Source organism: Parabacteroides sp. AF17-3 (assembly GCF_003635445.1).
GTDB classification, from domain to species: Bacteria; Bacteroidota; Bacteroidia; order Bacteroidales; family Tannerellaceae; genus Parabacteroides; species Parabacteroides goldsteinii.
Map to the genome: position 1 here is coordinate 4,844 of NZ_QTMM01000001.1, position 19,601 is coordinate 24,444.

9 protein-coding genes are annotated in these 19,601 nt (G+C 46.7%); all 9 read right to left on the reverse strand.

What is annotated here, in order from left to right:
• Window positions 1–591: 591 nt before the first annotated feature.
• Window positions 592–3,762 (reverse strand): DUF5107 domain-containing protein, encoded by a 3,171-nt coding sequence (locus DWW91_RS00015; protein ID WP_122326589.1) that lies wholly within the window; start codon window positions 3,760–3,762, stop codon window positions 592–594.
• Between the two features lie 246 nt (window positions 3,763–4,008).
• The gene (locus DWW91_RS00020; RefSeq protein ID WP_122326590.1) at window positions 4,009–6,999 is read right to left on the reverse strand and encodes a glycoside hydrolase domain-containing protein; all 2,991 of its coding nucleotides are present in this window, start codon (window positions 6,997–6,999) and stop codon (window positions 4,009–4,011) included.
• A gap of 292 nt (window positions 7,000–7,291) precedes the next feature.
• Window positions 7,292–8,518, reverse strand: coding sequence for a DUF4861 domain-containing protein (locus DWW91_RS00025; protein WP_122326818.1), 1,227 nt, complete (start codon window positions 8,516–8,518; stop codon window positions 7,292–7,294).
• Window positions 8,519–8,583: 65 nt separating this feature from the next.
• Entirely contained in the window at window positions 8,584–9,753 is a 1,170-nt protein-coding gene (locus tag DWW91_RS00030; RefSeq protein ID WP_010801102.1) for a glycoside hydrolase family 105 protein, read from the reverse strand.
• Between the two features lie 21 nt (window positions 9,754–9,774).
• Complete coding sequence (locus tag DWW91_RS00035) at window positions 9,775–11,556, reverse strand: hypothetical protein (protein ID WP_046145914.1); 1,782 nt, start codon at window positions 11,554–11,556, stop codon at window positions 9,775–9,777.
• Between the two features lie 82 nt (window positions 11,557–11,638).
• Window positions 11,639–13,135, reverse strand: coding sequence for a RagB/SusD family nutrient uptake outer membrane protein (locus DWW91_RS00040; protein WP_010801104.1), 1,497 nt, complete (start codon window positions 13,133–13,135; stop codon window positions 11,639–11,641).
• Window positions 13,136–13,150: 15 nt separating this feature from the next.
• Entirely contained in the window at window positions 13,151–16,288 is a 3,138-nt protein-coding gene (locus DWW91_RS00045; RefSeq protein WP_010801105.1) for a TonB-dependent receptor, read from the reverse strand.
• Between the two features lie 219 nt (window positions 16,289–16,507).
• Window positions 16,508–17,782: a GDSL-type esterase/lipase family protein gene (locus DWW91_RS00050; protein WP_122326591.1), complete on the reverse strand. Its 1,275-nt coding sequence runs from the start codon at window positions 17,780–17,782 to the stop codon at window positions 16,508–16,510.
• Window positions 17,783–17,784: 2 nt separating this feature from the next.
• Window positions 17,785–19,503 carry a glycoside hydrolase family 3 protein gene (locus tag DWW91_RS00055; RefSeq protein ID WP_122326592.1) on the reverse strand — a complete coding sequence of 573 codons (1,719 nt, stop codon included), beginning with the start codon at window positions 19,501–19,503 and terminating at the stop codon, window positions 17,785–17,787.
• Window positions 19,504–19,601: the final 98 nt, after the last annotated feature.

The following is a 19,601-nucleotide window of genomic DNA, read 5'->3' on the forward strand; positions in this document are numbered from 1 at the left end:
TTCATACTTATTTCACATTTGTTATGTTATTAAGAATAGAGTATTTTATCAGTCTTACCTGATATGTTTAAGATTATCAAAATTGTACTTTGTATAAATTTGATACTAGTGCTTTCAATTACAATTAGGGCATAGGCATATTACATTTAAAGTTAAACATGATAGATTCTTTGTATTATATGGCCAGTATATTTACAACAACAAAAGTATTCACTCGGAAATAAATATTGTTTAGAAAAATGACTTTAAATGTTATAAAAATGACAGAATGGTTCTTTTTGTACAAAACGCCCTATACACTTAAGTTTTATAGACAATAAAAGACTTTTATAAAGGACAATAAATAACATATATTTACACACAAATAAAGATAGCCTGCCGGTATCGTTAGATGGGATACCTACTATATTGATACCCATACAATAGACATAGGTATGCTTACACAGACTATGTACCAACCCGGATTCAAACGGGCACAATGCAATTATCCCCATCGGTCAACAGGTCGGTCACGTCGTATGTATAATATCCCAACACCTCGCATTCCGGCATAGCTGTAGTTGCAAAGAAGGTGAATGGCTTTTATATTCATTAGTCTGCCGTAGAAAACAGGCGGACGATCAGATCGAAATTGGAATCACGGAAAGAAGTTTCCCACGGGGTCGTATCCGCTTGTTCATTGCGGGACTTGAGCATTCCGGAGGCTTTTTCCATCTCGCCGCGGTAAACGGCTGCACACCACTGGGTAATCCGGTTTTCAGGGAAATCCGTTTCCCAGGAGGCAACCATACGGTCCGCTTCCACTTCTTTTCCCAGCTCACGCAAGGCCAGTGCAGTCAGGAGATTGCCGGAACCAAACCGGGAACGTGACGTTTTATAACCGGCCACAGACGACAAGAGTGTCGCTGCTTTTTGGTTATCCCCCTGCCCCGTCAAGGCTTTTGCTTCCAGATAATCTTCCAGACGGCTATCGATCATATCGTCATAAGGTTTGCCTACTCCCAGGTTTTCGGGCCATTCCTTTGAGGCTTCCACATTTCGCATGACCTGCCTGTAGTTTTTCCGGCTCAGCTGTTCCATTGCCTGGTAGAGGTTAGCGGCACGATAAACGGCACGTCCGGCATACGAGCCTTCATTCGGAAGGACCTGCATCTTGTTCAGTAAGGAAATGCAAGGCTGGTACTGGCCTGTTTCACATAAAGCCTTTGCATATTTCAGGCCGATATAATAATTAGACGGATATTTCTTTATGTACTTCTTTCCGGTCTCAACAGCCTGCTGCCATTGGTTGTTCGCAGTATACTGATTTATCAATGCAAACCCTGTACGCCATGACATTCCGACCTGCTCCGCTTTCAGCAAGTCTACCAACCGCTCTTCACCACTCTTCAAAGAAGCACGGCCCAGATAGAAGGGGGCATAACCGGTCTCCCCGCAATCATTGAACAAAGACAATGCTTTCTCCCTGTTTTGATTTGCCCAGTAGATCAAGCCTTTATAATAACTGATCTTCCAGTCGGGACGCACGGTTGCGGCCCATTCCAACGCTTTCAAAGAGCCGGGGCGGAAAGGGAAGACCATCTCCGGAGAAGCTTCATTAGCACGTTGCAGCACGCGAAGGCTTTCATCGTCATTGCCTGTCCGGTGCAACAGGTAAGCCTGTTTGTAGAGGGCAACCGGATAGTTGCCGGCACAGGACAAGAGAGACAAAGCTTCTTCTGTGCAACCGACCGACTCATACCATTCAGCCAACTCCATATAAGTTTCAAAAGGAAGTTCGTTGCGTATCAATGACTGAAAATCATCTATCGGATGCCCGGAGCCGTCGCCCTGATAGAGTTGTTCAAAACGTGCTGCATGGTACAACGGAAGCTCCTCCAGCAGCGGTTCGATAAGCGCTTTTGCTTCCGGCAACCGGGCTGTCTTACGATAGACTACCATTAATACCTGATCCGCACTCAGGTTGCGTTTATTAAACTCTTTGCTCTTCAACGCATATTGTTCCGCCTTTGTCCAGTTACGGTCGATCAGATACATCTCTGCCAGCTTCTCATAAGCAGCACTGCGCACGGAGGGGGAATAAGACGCTACCGAGAAACCGTCTTTGGCATCCGTGTTATTTCCTAAAGCCATATTACACAAGCCATACAAATAATTGGTTTCACCCTGATACGTATTGATGCCAAGTGCCGTCCGGCAATGCGCCAATGCCTCTTCATAACGTCCCTGACGGTAATACAAAGAAGCCAGGCTTGTCAGTGCCGGAAGGAAATAAGGGTCTGCTTTCAGAGAGGCAGCCAGATACCTCTCCGCTTTGTCATAGACCTTCTGATTCATCCATTGTTCACCCTGCGTATAAAGACCATATACCGAGTTCCAGTCGAAATCGGCAGGCAATTGTTTCGGGCGACTGGTGATGTTATCCGAAGGTACCTCCGAATAAACCAGCAGGTCTTCGCCAACAACCACTTTCAGGTTTCCCCGGGCTACAACCCCATTCAACGGAATGGAATCTTTCCAGGTCTCCAATACGCCACAGGCCAATGGGAAAGAATGCACTTCCTTTCCATCGCCGTCATACAACTTTAAGGTCGTGGAAAGTTGCTGTAACGGGGAGAAATATAATTTCAGATAACCATCTTCACGCAATACATTCAATGCCCCGACACGGCCGGCTTTCGACACGCCTTTGATCCCCTTTACCGGGAACCAGTATTCCGTCCAACGGTCTGTCGCCTGAGGGCCGAAAGCGGTATGCTTATAAGGAGTAAAACCACTGTTGGAAGCAGGCTGGTTATACATACGGCCGGATTGCAATTCGATGTACTGCCCGTCGGTATCGGTTAACAGATCTTCCCAGATACCACCTTCACGGGACAGGCCCCAAAGGAAAATCTTCATCCCCAGTTTCTCATCATAATCCGCATGATGGATAGATCCGAAATCATCATCGTGCCAGTAAGCGCCATAGAAGTCATTGTATTTGCCCAGTACATGATAAGACTTCGAGTTTCCGAAATCATTCTTTTCATACCAGGAAATATCGCGTCCCTGTTCGTCGAGCGGGAACGAATGGAGTTCGCCGCCATGACCGATATAATTGGTTCCCGGATAACAGAACTGTGCATTTCCGGCCGCCCGATAACCGGCATTCATCCACTGGTAATAAGGCTGATCGATGGAAGATCCGTTATGCCAGGTTGTCGTGGTAGTAAAATAAGCCTTGTCTTTCGGCAGATTCACTTCCACAGTCCAAAACGTACGGGTCACCAGGTCGTAGGAAGAGACGTAGCAGCTTACACTGCCATCGTTCTTCTGTTGCGTCAGGTAATCGACAGGTGTGCTGGAGGTCGGCGCATGGCCTATTATACCGAAATTAAATTCGATACCGCCCGAAGTCCAGGGTCCGCGCATGGCAATATCACGGAACTTCACCACATGGTTATTATAGATAAACTCCTTTCCGGAGGTCTTATCCACAGCTCCCCATATCTTCCCTCCGATCTCCGGGAAAAGGGTCAGGCGGATATAGTCGTTTTCAAGCGTAACGACTTTCCACTCCTTGTCTATTCCTTTGGCAGAGAATCCGTCGAAACGGAAATAGGGATAAAACAAGTCGGAAGGATCGGCCACCGGATCGGGGTCGGAGAACGGATAGGTTTTTACTGTTTGCAACGTTTCCGTTACAACCGCCTGCTGCTGTGCTGATAATGGTTGCAACATAATTATTGCAACTAAAAGAAGGATTATATTACTTTTCATATAATGATATTTAGGCTAATAATACTGTTGAAATGCCGGAAACAATGTTTCTGACCACTTGACGCAGGGTCGAAATGGAATTCACAATGTTTCTGGCAGGTTCACCCAGGGGCGAAATCAAATTTACAATGTTTCTGGCATATTTACTCAGGGTTGAAATGGAATTTACAATGTTTCCGGCAGGTTTACTCACGGTTGAAGTGGGAGAAACATTGTTTCCGGCACTTCAACCGTAAATCACCTCAGCTATTTTTGTTGCACACTAATCAGTAACCCTTTTCCTTTAGGGACAGTGATCTCATCTCCCGGTTTCCAGGTTGTTTCCGGCTGGAAATTCTCTATTTCCGGGGCATACAACGTTACTTTCGACGGATCCAGGCCAAGCGCCGTCCAATCCACGGAAAGAGTCACTTTAGCATCCGTATCTTCCCAGGTTGCCAGCGAGATCAATGTTTTTTCTCCTGTATGGCGGTAGATAGTCGCCAATGTCTTTTCGCTGTTTGTCTTCACCGGATTATCTTTCACCCAGTAGCCGATCATTTCGCTGTGCTGCATACCGAACGAATCCCATAACTTCCACAACGGGCCATTATCTACACGCGGGCTGCGGCCGGTCATGCCATACAACATGCCCCGCCACGGGTTACCGCCGCCTTCCAGCATTTCCCCCATCAAACCGTAAGGAATACCGGAGACTTCTATCAACCAGAACTCAGGAGGAAAATCATAATTGAAATACTCGCCGAACCACAGGCGGTCGAGATACGGGAAATGTTCGAGATAAAGGTTCGCACTGTTGGCAAAGCCGTCGCGCTCATTATACTGGTTTGCCGAATGCAGGTCGATCATCGCGCCCGGATTCGTGCGGTTCATGATCTTTCGGATACGCTTCATCGTCATGCGGTCAAATGCCAGGTCATCGATATACAAGCCATCGATACCCACGTTCTTTACCAGCCAGTCGAGGCCTTCCAGATAATAATTATGCCAGCGGGAAACGCCGCTGTTTACGATTGCCGCATCTTTCAGGTGGGGCACAAACCAGGCGCCGATGTAGTTCTGGTCCAAATGTTCCTGCAACCAGGAGAAACCGCCGCCGGGACCTTCCGAGAAAATCTCATTCCCCAGGCTGCGCAAAGCGAACATCTCCACACAACTGTTGGACAGTTCGCGAACCGTATTATAAATCTTCACCTTCATATCCCGCGCATGCGCTCCGTCGATATAAGCCTTCATCTCCTTCGTCCGCAGGAACGGATAGTTGATAAAAGGATTGATGCCGTTTGCATGATGTATATTAATCACATTAGCACCCACCTTTTCAACCTTCTCTATAAAATCATAACTATGATAATAACGTTCGCGCCATTGCTTATCCGTATCGATCGGACGGAACGGGGTGATGGCGATATTAAAATAATAATACAGTCTGTCCCCCTTCTTTACCTCCCGCTGCCCGGAATAGGCATTGATCCGTGTACCGTCGGCAGCCTTGTTGATATCGATGCCGCCGTTTCCGTTATTGCACCAGGAAACGGGCATATGCAGCGGCTTCTGGTGATAGAAATTCGTATTCAACGGACGTTCATATGTATTGTCGTAGAAACGGATCTGGAGGCCGGCATTGACATCGCCTACCCAGGGGCCATCCTGGTTTTTCTCCACGTTCCATTTCCAGCGGAGGTCTTTCGGACAATAACCGCCTTTCTCTCCCAGCCCCATCATATAACGTCCTATGCCGGGTGCCAGATGCGTACGCAGTCCTATATCTTCCACGGAAGCATCTTCGCGGGCAATGAGCGTCACTTTATATTCGATATTCCCATCCGATTCCATCTCCCCTTCCAGGTCCATCAGGAAACGGCTGTTCTGGTTCAAAGCCTTCCAGGCGATAGCTCCCTGTTTGTGCTTCGTGATCTCAAAGTTCAGATTCTCCCAGGCACCGCCATCCGCTGCCAGTTCCATCGGAGCCGATAGGACAGACCGCCCGTCGGTTCCGATTCCCGTCATCGTTTCCTTAAAATAACTGGTAATGCCGGCAGGCAATCCCAAGGACGAAAGCGTAACCTCACGCCCCAGGCAACCGATTGTCTTATCTTTCATCACCAACGGCGTATAAGGAGCGATCACCTCGTCATCAAAACCTATCTGCGAATTGAGCCACCGCAGACGGGAATGGCGCCAGGGCTCGTTATCACCGTGATTCGCTATTACATTTTCAGATACACGCAAGGAGACCTGCACCGTTTTACTTTCCGCATTGGCAGCAGAGACCGTCACCGTCCCCTGATAGGTTCCCGAAGAAAGATGCTCCGGCAGTTGTGTACCAATCCATAAAGCCTGTACCTTACCCTGTTCGACGGAGCAGTTCTTCTTAAATACTGTTCCCGTCACATCCGTCCCTTCCGCATTGAAACAGGTAAACGAAGAGGCGGGTATCTGCTCGCCGGTCACTGCATTAGACAGAGCCGAAAAGTCCACATGCAGATTCTCCACATCCGTACGGGCCGCCCATACGCCCAGCTGGAATACATAATATTCGCCTTTATCGGCCTCTCCCGTAAAGGTATCGTGCCGGTCATCGGCAATCCACTTATAAGGGATATCGGTCGTCATGCGAATCGGATATTTCCGGTCCTCGGTAAACAAAATATAGTTCTCGGAAGGATGTTTTTTCAACAGGCGGGCAGTCTCGTCGGCCGTCGCGATCACCTCCATCGGATAAAAGCTATTCAACTGGTCGATCGCCTGGAACTGCACGATCCGGGCAGCCGGAAGCGAAGGAGCTTTCTTGCCCGACAATTTATTTTTCTTTACCCAGCCGGCCGAAGCGGTATTCTCGAAAGGAGGATAATTGACAGTCGGATAATAACGGCTACCGCTCATCACATTTTTCAGGTAATAGATGTAATACTCTCCCGGAACAGTCTGCGGCTGGAAAGCCACTTCCCCTCTCTCCCGGTTCACAGCGAAACGGCATACATTGGTAATCCGTTTTCCGGTCGTCGCATCCACTACAATCAGATTCTTATCTTCCGGATTCTGGTCACGGCGGCGCCATTCGATAGTAGCCAGTACCGCATCCACCGGTTTCTCTACAGAGACAACTACCCGGTGATTACCCAGCGAGTCGGCATCCCAGTTTCCCAATCCATACAATTTGTCGGCAGGTATGTTCTGAGCTTGCAAGCCTCCGAAGGTTAACAAACCCAACAATGTAAATAGTAATCGTTTCATATACTTAGTATTTAAAATTCAAATCCGACTGACCAGTATCATAAGTTTCTTACAACAGCGTTTATCCTCCACTTACCGGATAAACTTTTCCTTCGATAATTCTATTCATCAAAGATAATAATATCTTCTTAAGTAACTTATGTAAAACTTATTATCATTTACTTTTTATTGGCAGAATAACTGTTTCAACTCCTTTTACACTACTATTCCGACGGTGCCCATATACACATGTGAAAGGAATCAGGACTGGTATGCAGTCCTAATCCCCTTCATATTTATTGTCGATGCTATTTTACCAGATCTTCACATGGCATTTTTTCTTTAAACCTTCAGCCCATTGTCTGACATATTCAAACCAGGCACCCGCATCTTTATAACCAAAAGACTCCTTCATAGAAGTGAAAACAATATGATAACTAAATGAACACCTCCTTTCCGCCTGTATAATATACAAGTCATTGTATCGATCTTCAGTTTCCTGCCGGATCAAATCGTCAGGAAGAGAAACGGCTAACCCTACCGTTTCCTTAGCGTATTTAACCGTATCGCCTACAGGCCAGTCTGTTCCCCAACAAGCCAGCGTTCCCTTATGATCGGAATAAGACCGGGAATCCTTCATTTTCAGAAGTCCTGTACTAAACACCTCCTTTTTCAACGGTTCACTAAAATAAACCTGCACTTCACAATCGCGATGTCCTGCATACAAAATATAACGGATCGTCATCTGCAAATCGGAACCCTGGTATTTCCAGCGATGAGAACGAACATCTACCACCGTCCGGATCGGACCATAGGCACATATCGTTTCACTAAAGGCTTCCGCATTCTCTATATGAGTAGCCTGCACTCCATCCCAACCTTTCAACGTACCTAGTCCGCAACTATTCCCGACAAGCAGGACATCATCCCCATAGCCTTGGGCAAGCTGCTCATCTGTCGGATAAAACCGGCTTTTCTCAATCTCCAGCCGTTTTGTGAACTTTCCGTAAATATCTACCGTCTGTTTCTTATCGAAATAAATACGATAAGCAACCAACTCCGATTCGAAAGCAGGACCATGATGATGCAGATGATCATAGACATAACTGGAAGCAGGGACCGTCAGCGACCGGACCGGTATATGTTTTCCTTTAGGGTCACTGATCAACATTTCTGCATAAACACGGGACGTATAATCATTTGACTTATCAACAGAGAAGAATTCGATTCTGAACTCCTTTCGGGAGCGAGGCGGTATATCTGCTACAAAAGCCAGTTCATCCGCTAGCCCGTTCCCATCCAGATCATCCAGTTGGGAAGCGATTTCCCGCTCACCATCCCACACCCTTACCGACCGGACATCAAAATCAATGTCAATATCTTTCAAACCGACCACAACCGGTTCATCCTGTTTATGGATTTCCCAGTCATTTACAATTTCTATCTGCCGCACAATCCCGGCAGCAAAAAGCCCGGCCGGTAACTGAACAAAAACAATAAAACACAACCAATGACCGAACTTACTGAATCCCGATTTCATATACATAGCTCTTTTTAAGAAAACCCGGATGTACCTTCCAGCCTGTCCGGTACACCCAGACCGATTTATTCCATAAGTGCCGTAGCACACCAAAGATAAGGGGCCTGCCCGTGATAATCCCCCGCAATACGCGGACGATCATAATAATACTGTTTGTCATTTTTCTTATTCGTTCCTACACAAACCTCACGAACATCTCCCTCTTCATTAATATAAGGAACCAGTGCCAACCAGGCCCTGCGTGCAACCGGAGCATATTCTTTCTTATCCAGCCATCCCTGTTTTACACCGGTGATAATCGCATAAGCAAACATCGCCGAACCGGATGTCTCAGGCCAGCAATCCGATTGATCTATCAACTGATTCCACATGCCGTCCTTTCCCTGGTAAGCTTTCAAACTATCCATCATTTTACGATAACCTTCCAGTATCCGATCCCGGTCCCGATTATTCTCAGGCAATGCCTTTAACAGCTCCGCCATGCCCGCAGCCATCCAACCGTTCCCTCTTGCCCAAAAGAAGGGGACGTCGGGAGCATGATAAAACAAGCCATTCGATCGTTGTAACTCATCCAGGTAATAGACCATTTCACGGGCAGCACGGTCAATATATTTCTTCTCTCCGGTTACCCGGTATGCCTGGCTCTGCACGATCGTGATCATGAACATATCATCGATCCAAAGACGTGTCTGCCAGGAGAAACCTTTCTCTGCATTCCTCTTTTCTTCCGGTGTGGCATCTGTCGGCAACTCCCACTGCGTATCGGCATAAGGCATCCCCAGATCATAATATTTCTGCTCTTTAGTTACCCGGTAAAACTCCAGGGGCAGACAGCCGAACATGTTCAGATCGACATGGTTCTTGACCGGCAAGTAAGCTTTCTCCTCATTAAACAAAGGCTCAAAACGTTTCTCCAGCATTCCTGTCAATTCGTTATCGCCGGCGATCTGCGCATACTTCAAAGCCCCCAACCAGGTACAAACTTCCGCATAATGTATCCACTTTCCTCCGTGCAGAAAATGTTCTCCCGGTATAAAATGCCTGCCAAGCTTCGCCCCGATCTCTCTCGGAGTAAAACCTTCAGGAAAACTCGCCGGGTCAAGGCTCTCATCCGGTACTTCCCTGACCTGGCCGTTTACCTGGTCCGCCAGCGGCTTTACTTCCAATGGGAGAGAATGAGCGCCGTCTTTCCCTCCTATCAGCAGAACCAGAAGCAAACATAGAATTTGTCTCATATATTTCCTGTTTATCATATTTTACAAATTAGCCGGATTCTTACCGGGTTTCACCGGAGCCTGAACAGACAAATCCCCCCAGGAAGCGTTCAACACATTATCTGAAATAACAGCATCGGCTCCGTCGACCGACAGTTCATCCGACTGATTTCCAAATGACAATGCAAATGCATAAATAGCCTGTGCTACCTGAGTCAGATCAAAATCTTTCTCATTACCGGAATAGATCACATAATCCACCCAACTGTTCTCTCCGTCACCCCCTTTTTCCCAGTATCCTTTCAGATGATCAAAACGAGCTTCCAGCAAGCGAATAGCAGTCTTACACCCGGATGCTTCTGCTGTAAAAGCCACATTCTCCCTGACCGGCAGACTGACATCCAAATCTTTACAACTACCGAACTCAAAACGCAGACGAAGGTCTTTCGCTTTGAACTTCCCGTCCCGTATCCTGTCGATACTGATATGTTTATCACCGCCATTTGTTCCAAAGTTAATGACAGCCAACACCTTATTCTCCTTCTGCCGGGTAAAGACAGAAGCCGTACTGAAATCATACATATCATGAAGCAGGCGGACCTGTAAATAGTGAGCCATATTCAATTCGCCCCAGTAAGCAGTCAACGGACGGCGTTGGTTCCACATGCTCGATCTCGAAACAGAAGATAGGACATAGTTATCCGTCAGATAAGCCGTCCCGACAATCTGCGGTTCTTCCTTTTCAAAGATATCTGTCTCCGTACGCGGATAGTCAGGAGTCAGAAAATAAGACAGTAAGTTTTCCGGTATATGATGTTTAGTCTTCACATCTACTCTTTCCGGGTCATATCCCAGGTTTACTTTACCTTCGGAAGCCTCTTTCAATATGCCATAATAGGATGTCGACACCAGTGTCCGGTATGAACGGCTATGCGGGCCTGCCCACTGAGCCGACTTTTTATGGTAATGGCGTGCTATCATTTCCCAGCATTTCACATATAATTCATCAATCATCCGTTTAGCTTCCGGCTCGACGATATGGCGTTGCATACGGTTCAGTTCGTCGATAGCCACGATCGAATAAGTCGGACTGTTATATTCGGAAAAGCCACCTTTCTCCTGCGTATACTCATAGAACTTCTTCAACCGTTCATTGGCATACTCCTGCATTTCAGGCATATCAAAAAGATGAGAAGTGACATAGGTCACATAGGTTCCCATGATCGCTATATTCGTATAGCCGGGACCACAGTTTCTTTTCTGTACGGATTTAGCAGCCAGTACCAAGGCATTCTCTACCTTTTTCAACAGGGCGGCAGGTAGCTTGTCTTTATGCCCCATATAAATATCCAGCAAAGAGACAGCGTTGAAATCAGCCCAGTTATAATCGATCGGCGATTTCTTTGTTGCCAACGGCTCTTCTTCATAGTAAGGCCATACACCACAGGACGGAGAATTCGGATCGGTATCCTGCAAAGAGATCGTTTTGTCTATTACATCGAAAGCACGCTGTTCGTACTCCTTCATTCCGCAGTCTAGCAAAGAGACAGCATAATAAAAGGAAGCGCGTACCTCATGAAAAGTTCCGTTCATAGCATCAGTATGGTAGTTCCAGTCTTTGATTACCTTCGTAATCATCCTGCCTTCCAGATCATACCTTTTATCCATCTCAGCAATATTCTTCAATAATATCTGTCTGTCGAAATCAGAGACGGTTACCGGTTCATATTTGATATAACCGTCATTATATTGACCGCCGTTACTGCAAGACCAGCCAATCAGTCCTGCCAACAGGAAACATAAGGAAACATATATTCGGTTCATAAGTCGCCAATTTAAGTATTAGTAAAAAAGAAAGGCAACCGCTCTCTATATGGAGAACGGTTCCTTTTATTCAGTCAGAGAATCAATAACCCGGATTCTGCCACATGATATTTTTATTGTTATACCGTGACAATTCATCAAAAGGTATTGCAAAGATCTCCCGGTATTCACCATCCATAGAATAACGTCCCCCACCTTCGTCTTCATCGAGGAAATGTTTGTTTATGACCTCCTGTGCAATTCCCCAGCGAACCAGATCATTCCAACGTAGACCTTCGAATGCAAACTCTACGCGGCGTTCCTGCATGATTGCTTTCCGAAAAGCATCCTGGTCAGGTACCGTAGCCGACGTCAAAGCGGGAAGTCCTGCCCTGCCGCGTACTTCATTCAAAATCCTGAATGCCTCTCCGTTGGCAGCATATCCTTCTTCATTCAAACATTCGGCATACATCATTTTCACATCCGTATAGCGGATAACCGGCAGATTATTCGCCCAGTCCGATTGTGTCTGCGGCGTATACGCATCATAATGGATATATTTCAGGATATAGTGATATTTCGATTCAACCACTCCGTTGATCACCAAATTCGTCACGATAGAGACATCTTTACGCAGATCGCCCTCCTCATAGGCTGCCACCATATCTTTCGAGACATACATGGCCGTTGAATAACCGGCAAAAGGCATCAATACCCCTTCTTTATATCCTTCCGGTAACAGGCCGGTGGTAAAAGTCTGTCCTTCCCCAGTCAGGTTTCCGGTGAACTGTACTTCCCAAACCCGTTCTTTTCCATTATCGTGCGAATCGGTAAAGCAGTTCACATACTCTTCTTCCATTGCATACAAACCGGAATTGATAATATCGGCAAGATAAGGTTTAGCATCCGAGAACCTGGACTGGAACATATACAAACGTGCTAAGCCACCTTCTGCCGCATACTTCGTGATCCGGCCCAGGTTAGAGCCGCTCCATGAATCCGGTAACAAGCCAATCGCATTCTTATAATCGTCTGCTGCAAACTCAAATGTCTGCTCCTGTGTAGAGCGGGCGATCGTCTTAATTTCTGACACCGACATCTCCTTATCGATCAAGGGCATACCACCGAACATCCATCCCAACGTATAATAGGACCAGGCACGTAACGTATAGGCTTCCCCTTTGATGGCATTTTTCAGGTTAGCATCCGGAAAATCGACGGCATCTATCTTATCTAGGATCATATTGCTACGGGAAATGATCGTCCACAACTTCTGCCAGGCGGAAGACAAGTAGCTGATATCGTCCGAATCGGTAAACTGGTCTACTCCAAAAGTATAGCCGGCCCCATTCCGGGTATCGTCACTCCGGGCGATCATTAAACGATACCAGCAGTCATTCGTTTTGTAAAGCTCCTGCTGAGCTGCATAAACCGCTGCTATTGCATAGTCGAAATCCGACTGTGACTGGTAGGAACCTGCCGCACTATAGGATGATTCCGGGATCGTGGTCAGAAAATCATTACATCCCGTCAATAGTGTACAACCACCCATCGCCAGCAGAATAAAATACTTATATAGACTTTTCTTATACTGTTTCATATCCTTTATTTTTAATTAAAATACGACACTCACACCAAAAATAACCCTTTTGCTCAACGGATAAGTACTGTAATCCAGTCCCATCATCGTAGTAGCATTTCCGAAACTGTTCGTTTCCGGCGTATACCCCGGATAACTGTCGAACGTTTTCAAATTATCCAGGGAAACATAACATCTCAGATTACTCAGGATAGTATTTTTCAACACCTGCTTAGGAATTGTATAACCGAATGTTATATTCTTTATCCTCAGATAAGTGGCATCATAAATACGGCGGTCGTCATTATTGTCATTCTTACCCACCGGATTAGGAGTTTCCCCATCCCATGACAGATCGATACCATGTTGCGACAGGTAATCGACAGGCATCGGATTTTCATTGCTGCCGTATAATGCCAGATAGTCCGGCTTATAAGAACGAAGCCATCTTCTCAAACCGTTCACATTGGCACCGCCATTGTCATACTGGCGGGATCCCAGGAAGAGGACATCACCGCCGATCTGTCCCTGTAACAAGATGCTCAGGTCGAAATTATTCCAGGAGAAACGGTTCGTCAAACCGAATACCACGTCCGGCAGGTTATTGCCATAAGGAACATAGTCGGCAGAAGTGATCTGACCGTCCTTATCCTGGTCTACATACTTCACGTTACCCACTTCCTGACCGGCAAGGATCGGAACCAACGCTTTGCCATTGGCATCGAAATCGGAAGGCAACAGGATACCATCTGTCCTGTAGCAATAGAACTGGGATACAGGTCCTCCTACTTTCGTAATGAACTGGGCATCCCAGGAAGTAGAAGTGAACTGGTCAATCTCACCCATATCCAATACTTCGTTGCGGTTGCGGGAGAAGTTGAGAGAAGTCGACCAGTCAAATTTCCCAACAATATTATGAGAAGTAATATCCAACTCCCAACCTTTGTTCCTGATAGAACCGACATTCGCCGTATAAGAGGAGAAACCAGTCGTATAAGGGATGGGAACACTGAACAACAGGTTGTCCGTGGTATTGATATAATAGTCGAAATTAAACTGTATACGGTTTTTCAGGGCGGAGAAATCAAGGCCGAAGTCCAGTGTCTTCGTCGATTCCCATTGCAGGTCTTCATTAGCGATCCTGCTCGGGGCAACACCCGAAGAGACCTTATCTCCCCAGGAAGTATTGTAGCTTCCCAAGAGTGCCATATAGGTATAATCGCCGATACGGTCGTTACCCGACATACCCCAGGCAGCTCTCAGTTTCAATAAGGAAATCCAGTCGAGGCTCTCCATAAAAGACTCTTCATTGATTTTCCAGCCGGCAGAGAAAGAAGGGAACACCCCCCATTTCTTGTTTGAGCCGAAACGGGAGGAACCGTCATAACGGGCACTGACTGTCAACAGATACTTTTCCTTATAATCATAGCTAGCACGCCCGAAGAAGGAAGCGGTAGTATAAGCAGTACGCTGCGTTGTCGCTGTAGTAGGCGTCGTCGCCACATTTAATGTTTCGATCGACTCATACGGCCATCCGCTGGCAGCAGCAGATATTATATAATAATTTTTCTCTTCCGCACTTTGTCCCAGCAAAACACTCAGGTTATGATCCTTGAACGATTTATCGTAAGACAATGTATTCTGGAAAACCCAGTTACGGGTATTTGAAGAGTTACTGTTCCCCCTGGTCACATTCCCATTGGAATAAGTCACGTTACCCGGCTGGAAGAACTCATACGTTTTACCGTCATAATTATAACTGTACTGGGTTTTGAAGGTCAACCCGTCAAGAATATCATATTCTCCCCAAACAGATGCGGCCACACGCATGAATTTAGTATTATCGGTCGTGTACTTCAACTGTTCTACCGGATTCGGATAAGTTGTCCCTATATTCTCGGGGAATCCCCAGTCGCGGGTACCTTCCGTCAGTTTCATTAACGGAGTAAGCATAAGAGCATGGTGCAAAGACGATTCCTTTCCTTTACCGTTGCTACCTCCATTTGAATCTGCACCGTCACGGTCAGAATGCGAAATGGAAACATTCACCCCAGTCCGTAATTTCTTCGTGATATTCATCATCGCATTCAGGCGGGCATTCAGTCTTTCATAGTAAGAATACTTTACAATACCTTCCTGGTTCATATAACCGGCAGAGAAATAGATACTCCCGATATCGCCTTTGGCAGAAGCAGAAGCCTGGTAGCTCTGGATCGGAGCCGTATGCATGACCGCATCCTGCCAGTCGGTAAATTCCGTAGTAGACGCCCAGGAGGAAGGGATCTGATTCCCTGCACTTCTTGCCGACATCGGGTCGCTCATGGAGCCGCCTGCACGCAGGTGATTCAGGTTTCTGCGGAACATATTCCACGCTACCCATTCTTCACCGGACATCACATCCAGTTTCTTCTCCGGAGTAGAAACGCCATAATAGGCATCGAATGTGATCGTCGGTTTACCTTGTCCCTGCTTTGTTTCGATCAGGACCACCCCGTTCGCTCCCCTTGAACCATAGATAGAAGTAGCGGAAGCATCTTTCAATATCTGAATAGAAGCAATATCCGTCGGGTTAAGATCACTCATGTTGTCACGGGGAACGCCGTCAATAACATATAATGGACTGCTATCCCCGTTGATCGTATTCATACCACGGATACGGATCACCAGTTCTTCCCCCGGAACACCACCGCCGGAAGCAGAAGAACGGACACCCGCCAACTGTCCCTGAAAAGCTTCTCCCAGCGTTGTGATTGCCCTGTCTTTCACAGCTTCGTCCGTGATCTTGGATACGGAGCTGGTCAGGTTCTGCCGCTTCACCGATCCATAACCGACTACGACCACCTCGTCCAAAGCCTGTGTATCTTCCGACAGAATAACGATAACAGAGGTTTTCCCTTCCAACTTGACATCTTCAGATACATAGCCGATAAACGATACCTGCAAAACGGCATTCGGCGAAGCATCCAATGTGAATTGTCCGTCCAGATCAGTCATTGTTCCCGTAGTAGTACCTTTGACCATCACATTTGCTCCGGCGATCGTTTCGCCCGATACATCTTTCACAACTCCCGTAATCTTTTGTTGTGCCATTGCCTGTAGTGTCCCCAACAAAAGAAGAAGAAGGACACAACTCATTATTTTACGGCTTTTAAACCGCCACGACAGTTTTCTCATATTACAATGCGTGTTTTTTATGATAAAATCCATACAATAAATTAATGATTAGTTAGTAATAAATTCAGGTTATCTCAAATACATAACACATTTGAACCATCCCGGAAAACAACGTATCCGGTTCCTTCTCTGTACTCAGCATATCTTCATAGGCACTCGTTTTTTAATCAATTATACTATTCGTCGATCTCCTTTCATATCCCAGTAATACATACGCGGTCATCTGACCACCTCTCCAACGACAAGGATCTTTCCTATATAAGTATTGAACTCATCGAAATAGGATAATTCTTTCACACCGGACGGTCGTGAAGAATAAATTTCCTTTTTATCGAACCACCGGCTGTCAGGCTTGATTATAATGGTATGCATCCCATTGTCAAGCGTATCGAACAGGTGGTAGGAAGTACGGTTTGTATTACCGCAATACACATCGAATCGGCGTATATACTGCGATCCTTCCCCGTCCGTCTGTACGGAAATACCTCCGGAAGAAGGTCCGATCACATCAAAAAGCCCGGCACGGATACCTTTAAACCGTACCACGATGGAATCTTCCGGATCGGCGGAACTCAATAAAACAGGCAGCTTACCCGAGTCTCCCTGAAAATATTGGTACACCTTATCATCTTTCGTTACAGGCTGCCAACCTCCCGTTCGGACAAATTCATCTACAGAATACATCTTTGCCTGTTCATAATGAGTCGGATACAAAGGGGCAGGCATACGGAAAGCAGCAGAACCGGCTTGTTGTTTTCCTAATTCCGTCAGTGCCGCGGCCAGTGTCCGGGTATAGATCACATGACCGCCATCGAAAGTGGGGTGCGTACCGTCGTTCGTAAAAACAACCTTCCCCGGATAACTTTTATCTTTCTCTCCCTTAAAAACTAATTGATCTTTATTCAGTAAGTCCATCACATCATAAGCGAAGTTGACGGATGGGATGCCGTAGTGCCCGGCGACGTTTTCCATAAAACGGACCGAACGGTAAGTCTTCCCTGCTTTCAGATCATCCAGCATCCCGATATTGAGGGTATACAGAAAGCAGATATCCGTTGCCGGATCCTGCTGTTTGATCTTACGGACAATCCCTTCCATCGAATTGCAGATCAGCAACGAATCGGTTTTCGAATCGTTCACTGCAAACTCAACGAACACCAGGTCGGGATCGTGGCGGAGCACATCTTCATCGGTCCGGAAAACACCCAGGTCGGAACCGGTTCCCCCGATACCGGCATTCACGGCATGGATCTTTATCTCCGGATAGTTCCGTTCCATCCACTCCGTGATCTGCATCCTGTAACCCCGATGGTTCGTAATACTTCCACCCAGAAAGACAACCGTCACTTCCTGCTTCTCCCTGATCTTTGCAAAGAAAGCAGGAAGTCCTCCGCGGGACTGCAAACCGTCCGGATTAATACCTTTTGCCGGATTGCAAAAGAGCAACCCTCCCAAAAAAAATATACAGATCAATGGTAATATGCGGTTTCTCATCTTTATCTATCATTAAAGTTAAACAACGGGGGATTCAGACTGACCGGTGAAACTCCCCGGAACGGTAGTTCACCCGTCAGCACTTTCAGCAACGCCTGATGTGTGGAAGCATCGTTCGAATACGTATTGATATAGGTCGTTACGCGTTCAAAATACTCAGTCCCTACATAGGGGCTTCCCAATGAAATGACAATGATCTTCTTTTTATCCATCGCATTGGCCGCCCAAACCGATTGTGCTTCATCATCCCATAACTGCAACGGGCCGAAAGGAGTATGCGTATTACGTGCCACAAGGAAAATAACCCGATCGTACTTTTCGGTCGACTGGTCTTCCCATCCCTGATTCTCATATAATATGTTCCGCTGAAAATCGACATCGAATCCCTTTCTGACAAACTCTTCCTTCAGATTCAGTAAACGCGTATAATCCCGATCATTCCCTTTTTTCGCAACAGGAGTTACGGCAACCAGCAATATTTTCTTATCCTTTTCCGGTGATAAAGGTAACTTTTTATCGATATCCCTGACCAACGTTATGGAAGATTCCGTAATCTCCCGGGAAGCCTTTTTTATATCTTTCTGTTCGTCAGCCGTTAAGGCACACAACAATTTCCGGTCAGGCGACAATAATCCGAAACGCTCCTTCATCGCCCACACACGGCCGACGGCATCATCCAGCCTTTCCATCGGGATCTCTCCCCGGGTAATGCGTGCCTCCAGCGTATCCATGTATTGATAAGAGGGCCATAACAAGATATCCACTCCTGCCAGGAAACTCTGTATTTCACCTTCCAGCCGGTCTTCATACCATCCCCGGAAACCGGCCATCGTCATGGCATCGGAGACAATGACTCCCTGGAAATTCATTTCTTTCTTCAGCAGGCCGGTCAATAACTCTTCGGACAAGGTCGCTGGTAGATAATGACCATTCATCTTTTCCTTCTGGTAACAGGGTAAAGTGATATGCCCCGGCATGATACAGGCGACACCGCTATCTATCAATGCTTTAAAAACCTTTCCATGATACTCGTCCCACTTCTCGCGGGATAAGGAATTACAGGTAGTCATCAGATGCTGGTCGCGGTAGTCCACACCGTCGCCGGGAAAATGCTTGATCGTTGCCGCCACACCGTTATCCTGTAAGCCTTTTATCTGACGGGAAAGCAGACGGATCGCCTTGTCGGGGTCGTCCGAGATACTTCTTGTATTGGCGATAGGGTTCAAGGGGTTCAGGTTCAGGTCGGCTACAGGATGAAGTACCCAGGAGATCCCCAATGAACGGCATTCCAATCCAACGCTCTTACCATAGTTATATGCCATCTCTTCCGAATCAGTAGCTCCGAGTGCCATCTCCTTCGGAAAAGGGGTCATTCCCTGCATACCGACACCCATCTCGTAATCTTGCTGGAAGATCAGCGGCATATAGGAAGCCTGCTGGTATTCTTCGACCGATTTTCTGACATACTCCACCCGGTCGGCATCGGGTATTCCGGTAAACAACTTCCAACCCATAAAGTAACCGCTCACCGGATACCGTTTGAAATAAGCTTCCAGCGAACCGTTCCCCAGCTCCAGTTCCAGTTTCCTGTCTGGAAGCATCAGCATGGTCTGCCCGATCTTTTCCCGCAGGCTCAACTGTTTCCAGGCAGTATCTTTCGGTTGCGAAAAGGCGGAAGCTACATATACCAGACTGAATAAACAAATGATTCGGATTTTCATGATAAACTATTTTCGATATTAGATTCTGTTGATTATTCTACGAGGCAAATGTATCTCCTTTACAACGGAACGGCCTTACACACTGGATTCATAAGTTA

What these genes read in the sequence shown, in the direction of transcription:
- DWW91_RS00015 (WP_122326589.1), bottom strand. Translation starts at nt 3,762, where the DNA reads ATGAAAAGTAATATAATCCTTCTTTTAGTTGCAATAATTATGTTGCAA.
- DWW91_RS00020 (WP_122326590.1), bottom strand. Translation starts at nt 6,999, where the DNA reads ATGAAACGATTACTATTTACATTGTTGGGTTTGTTAACCTTCGGAGGC.
- DWW91_RS00025 (WP_122326818.1), bottom strand. Translation starts at nt 8,518, where the DNA reads ATGAAATCGGGATTCAGTAAGTTCGGTCATTGGTTGTGTTTTATTGTT.
- DWW91_RS00030 (WP_010801102.1), bottom strand. Translation starts at nt 9,753, where the DNA reads ATGAGACAAATTCTATGTTTGCTTCTGGTTCTGCTGATAGGAGGGAAA.
- DWW91_RS00035 (WP_046145914.1), bottom strand. Translation starts at nt 11,556, where the DNA reads ATGAACCGAATATATGTTTCCTTATGTTTCCTGTTGGCAGGACTGATT.
- DWW91_RS00040 (WP_010801104.1), bottom strand. Translation starts at nt 13,135, where the DNA reads ATGAAACAGTATAAGAAAAGTCTATATAAGTATTTTATTCTGCTGGCG.
- DWW91_RS00045 (WP_010801105.1), bottom strand. Translation starts at nt 16,288, where the DNA reads ATGAGAAAACTGTCGTGGCGGTTTAAAAGCCGTAAAATAATGAGTTGT.
- DWW91_RS00050 (WP_122326591.1), bottom strand. Translation starts at nt 17,782, where the DNA reads ATGAGAAACCGCATATTACCATTGATCTGTATATTTTTTTTGGGAGGG.
- DWW91_RS00055 (WP_122326592.1), bottom strand. Translation starts at nt 19,503, where the DNA reads ATGAAAATCCGAATCATTTGTTTATTCAGTCTGGTATATGTAGCTTCC.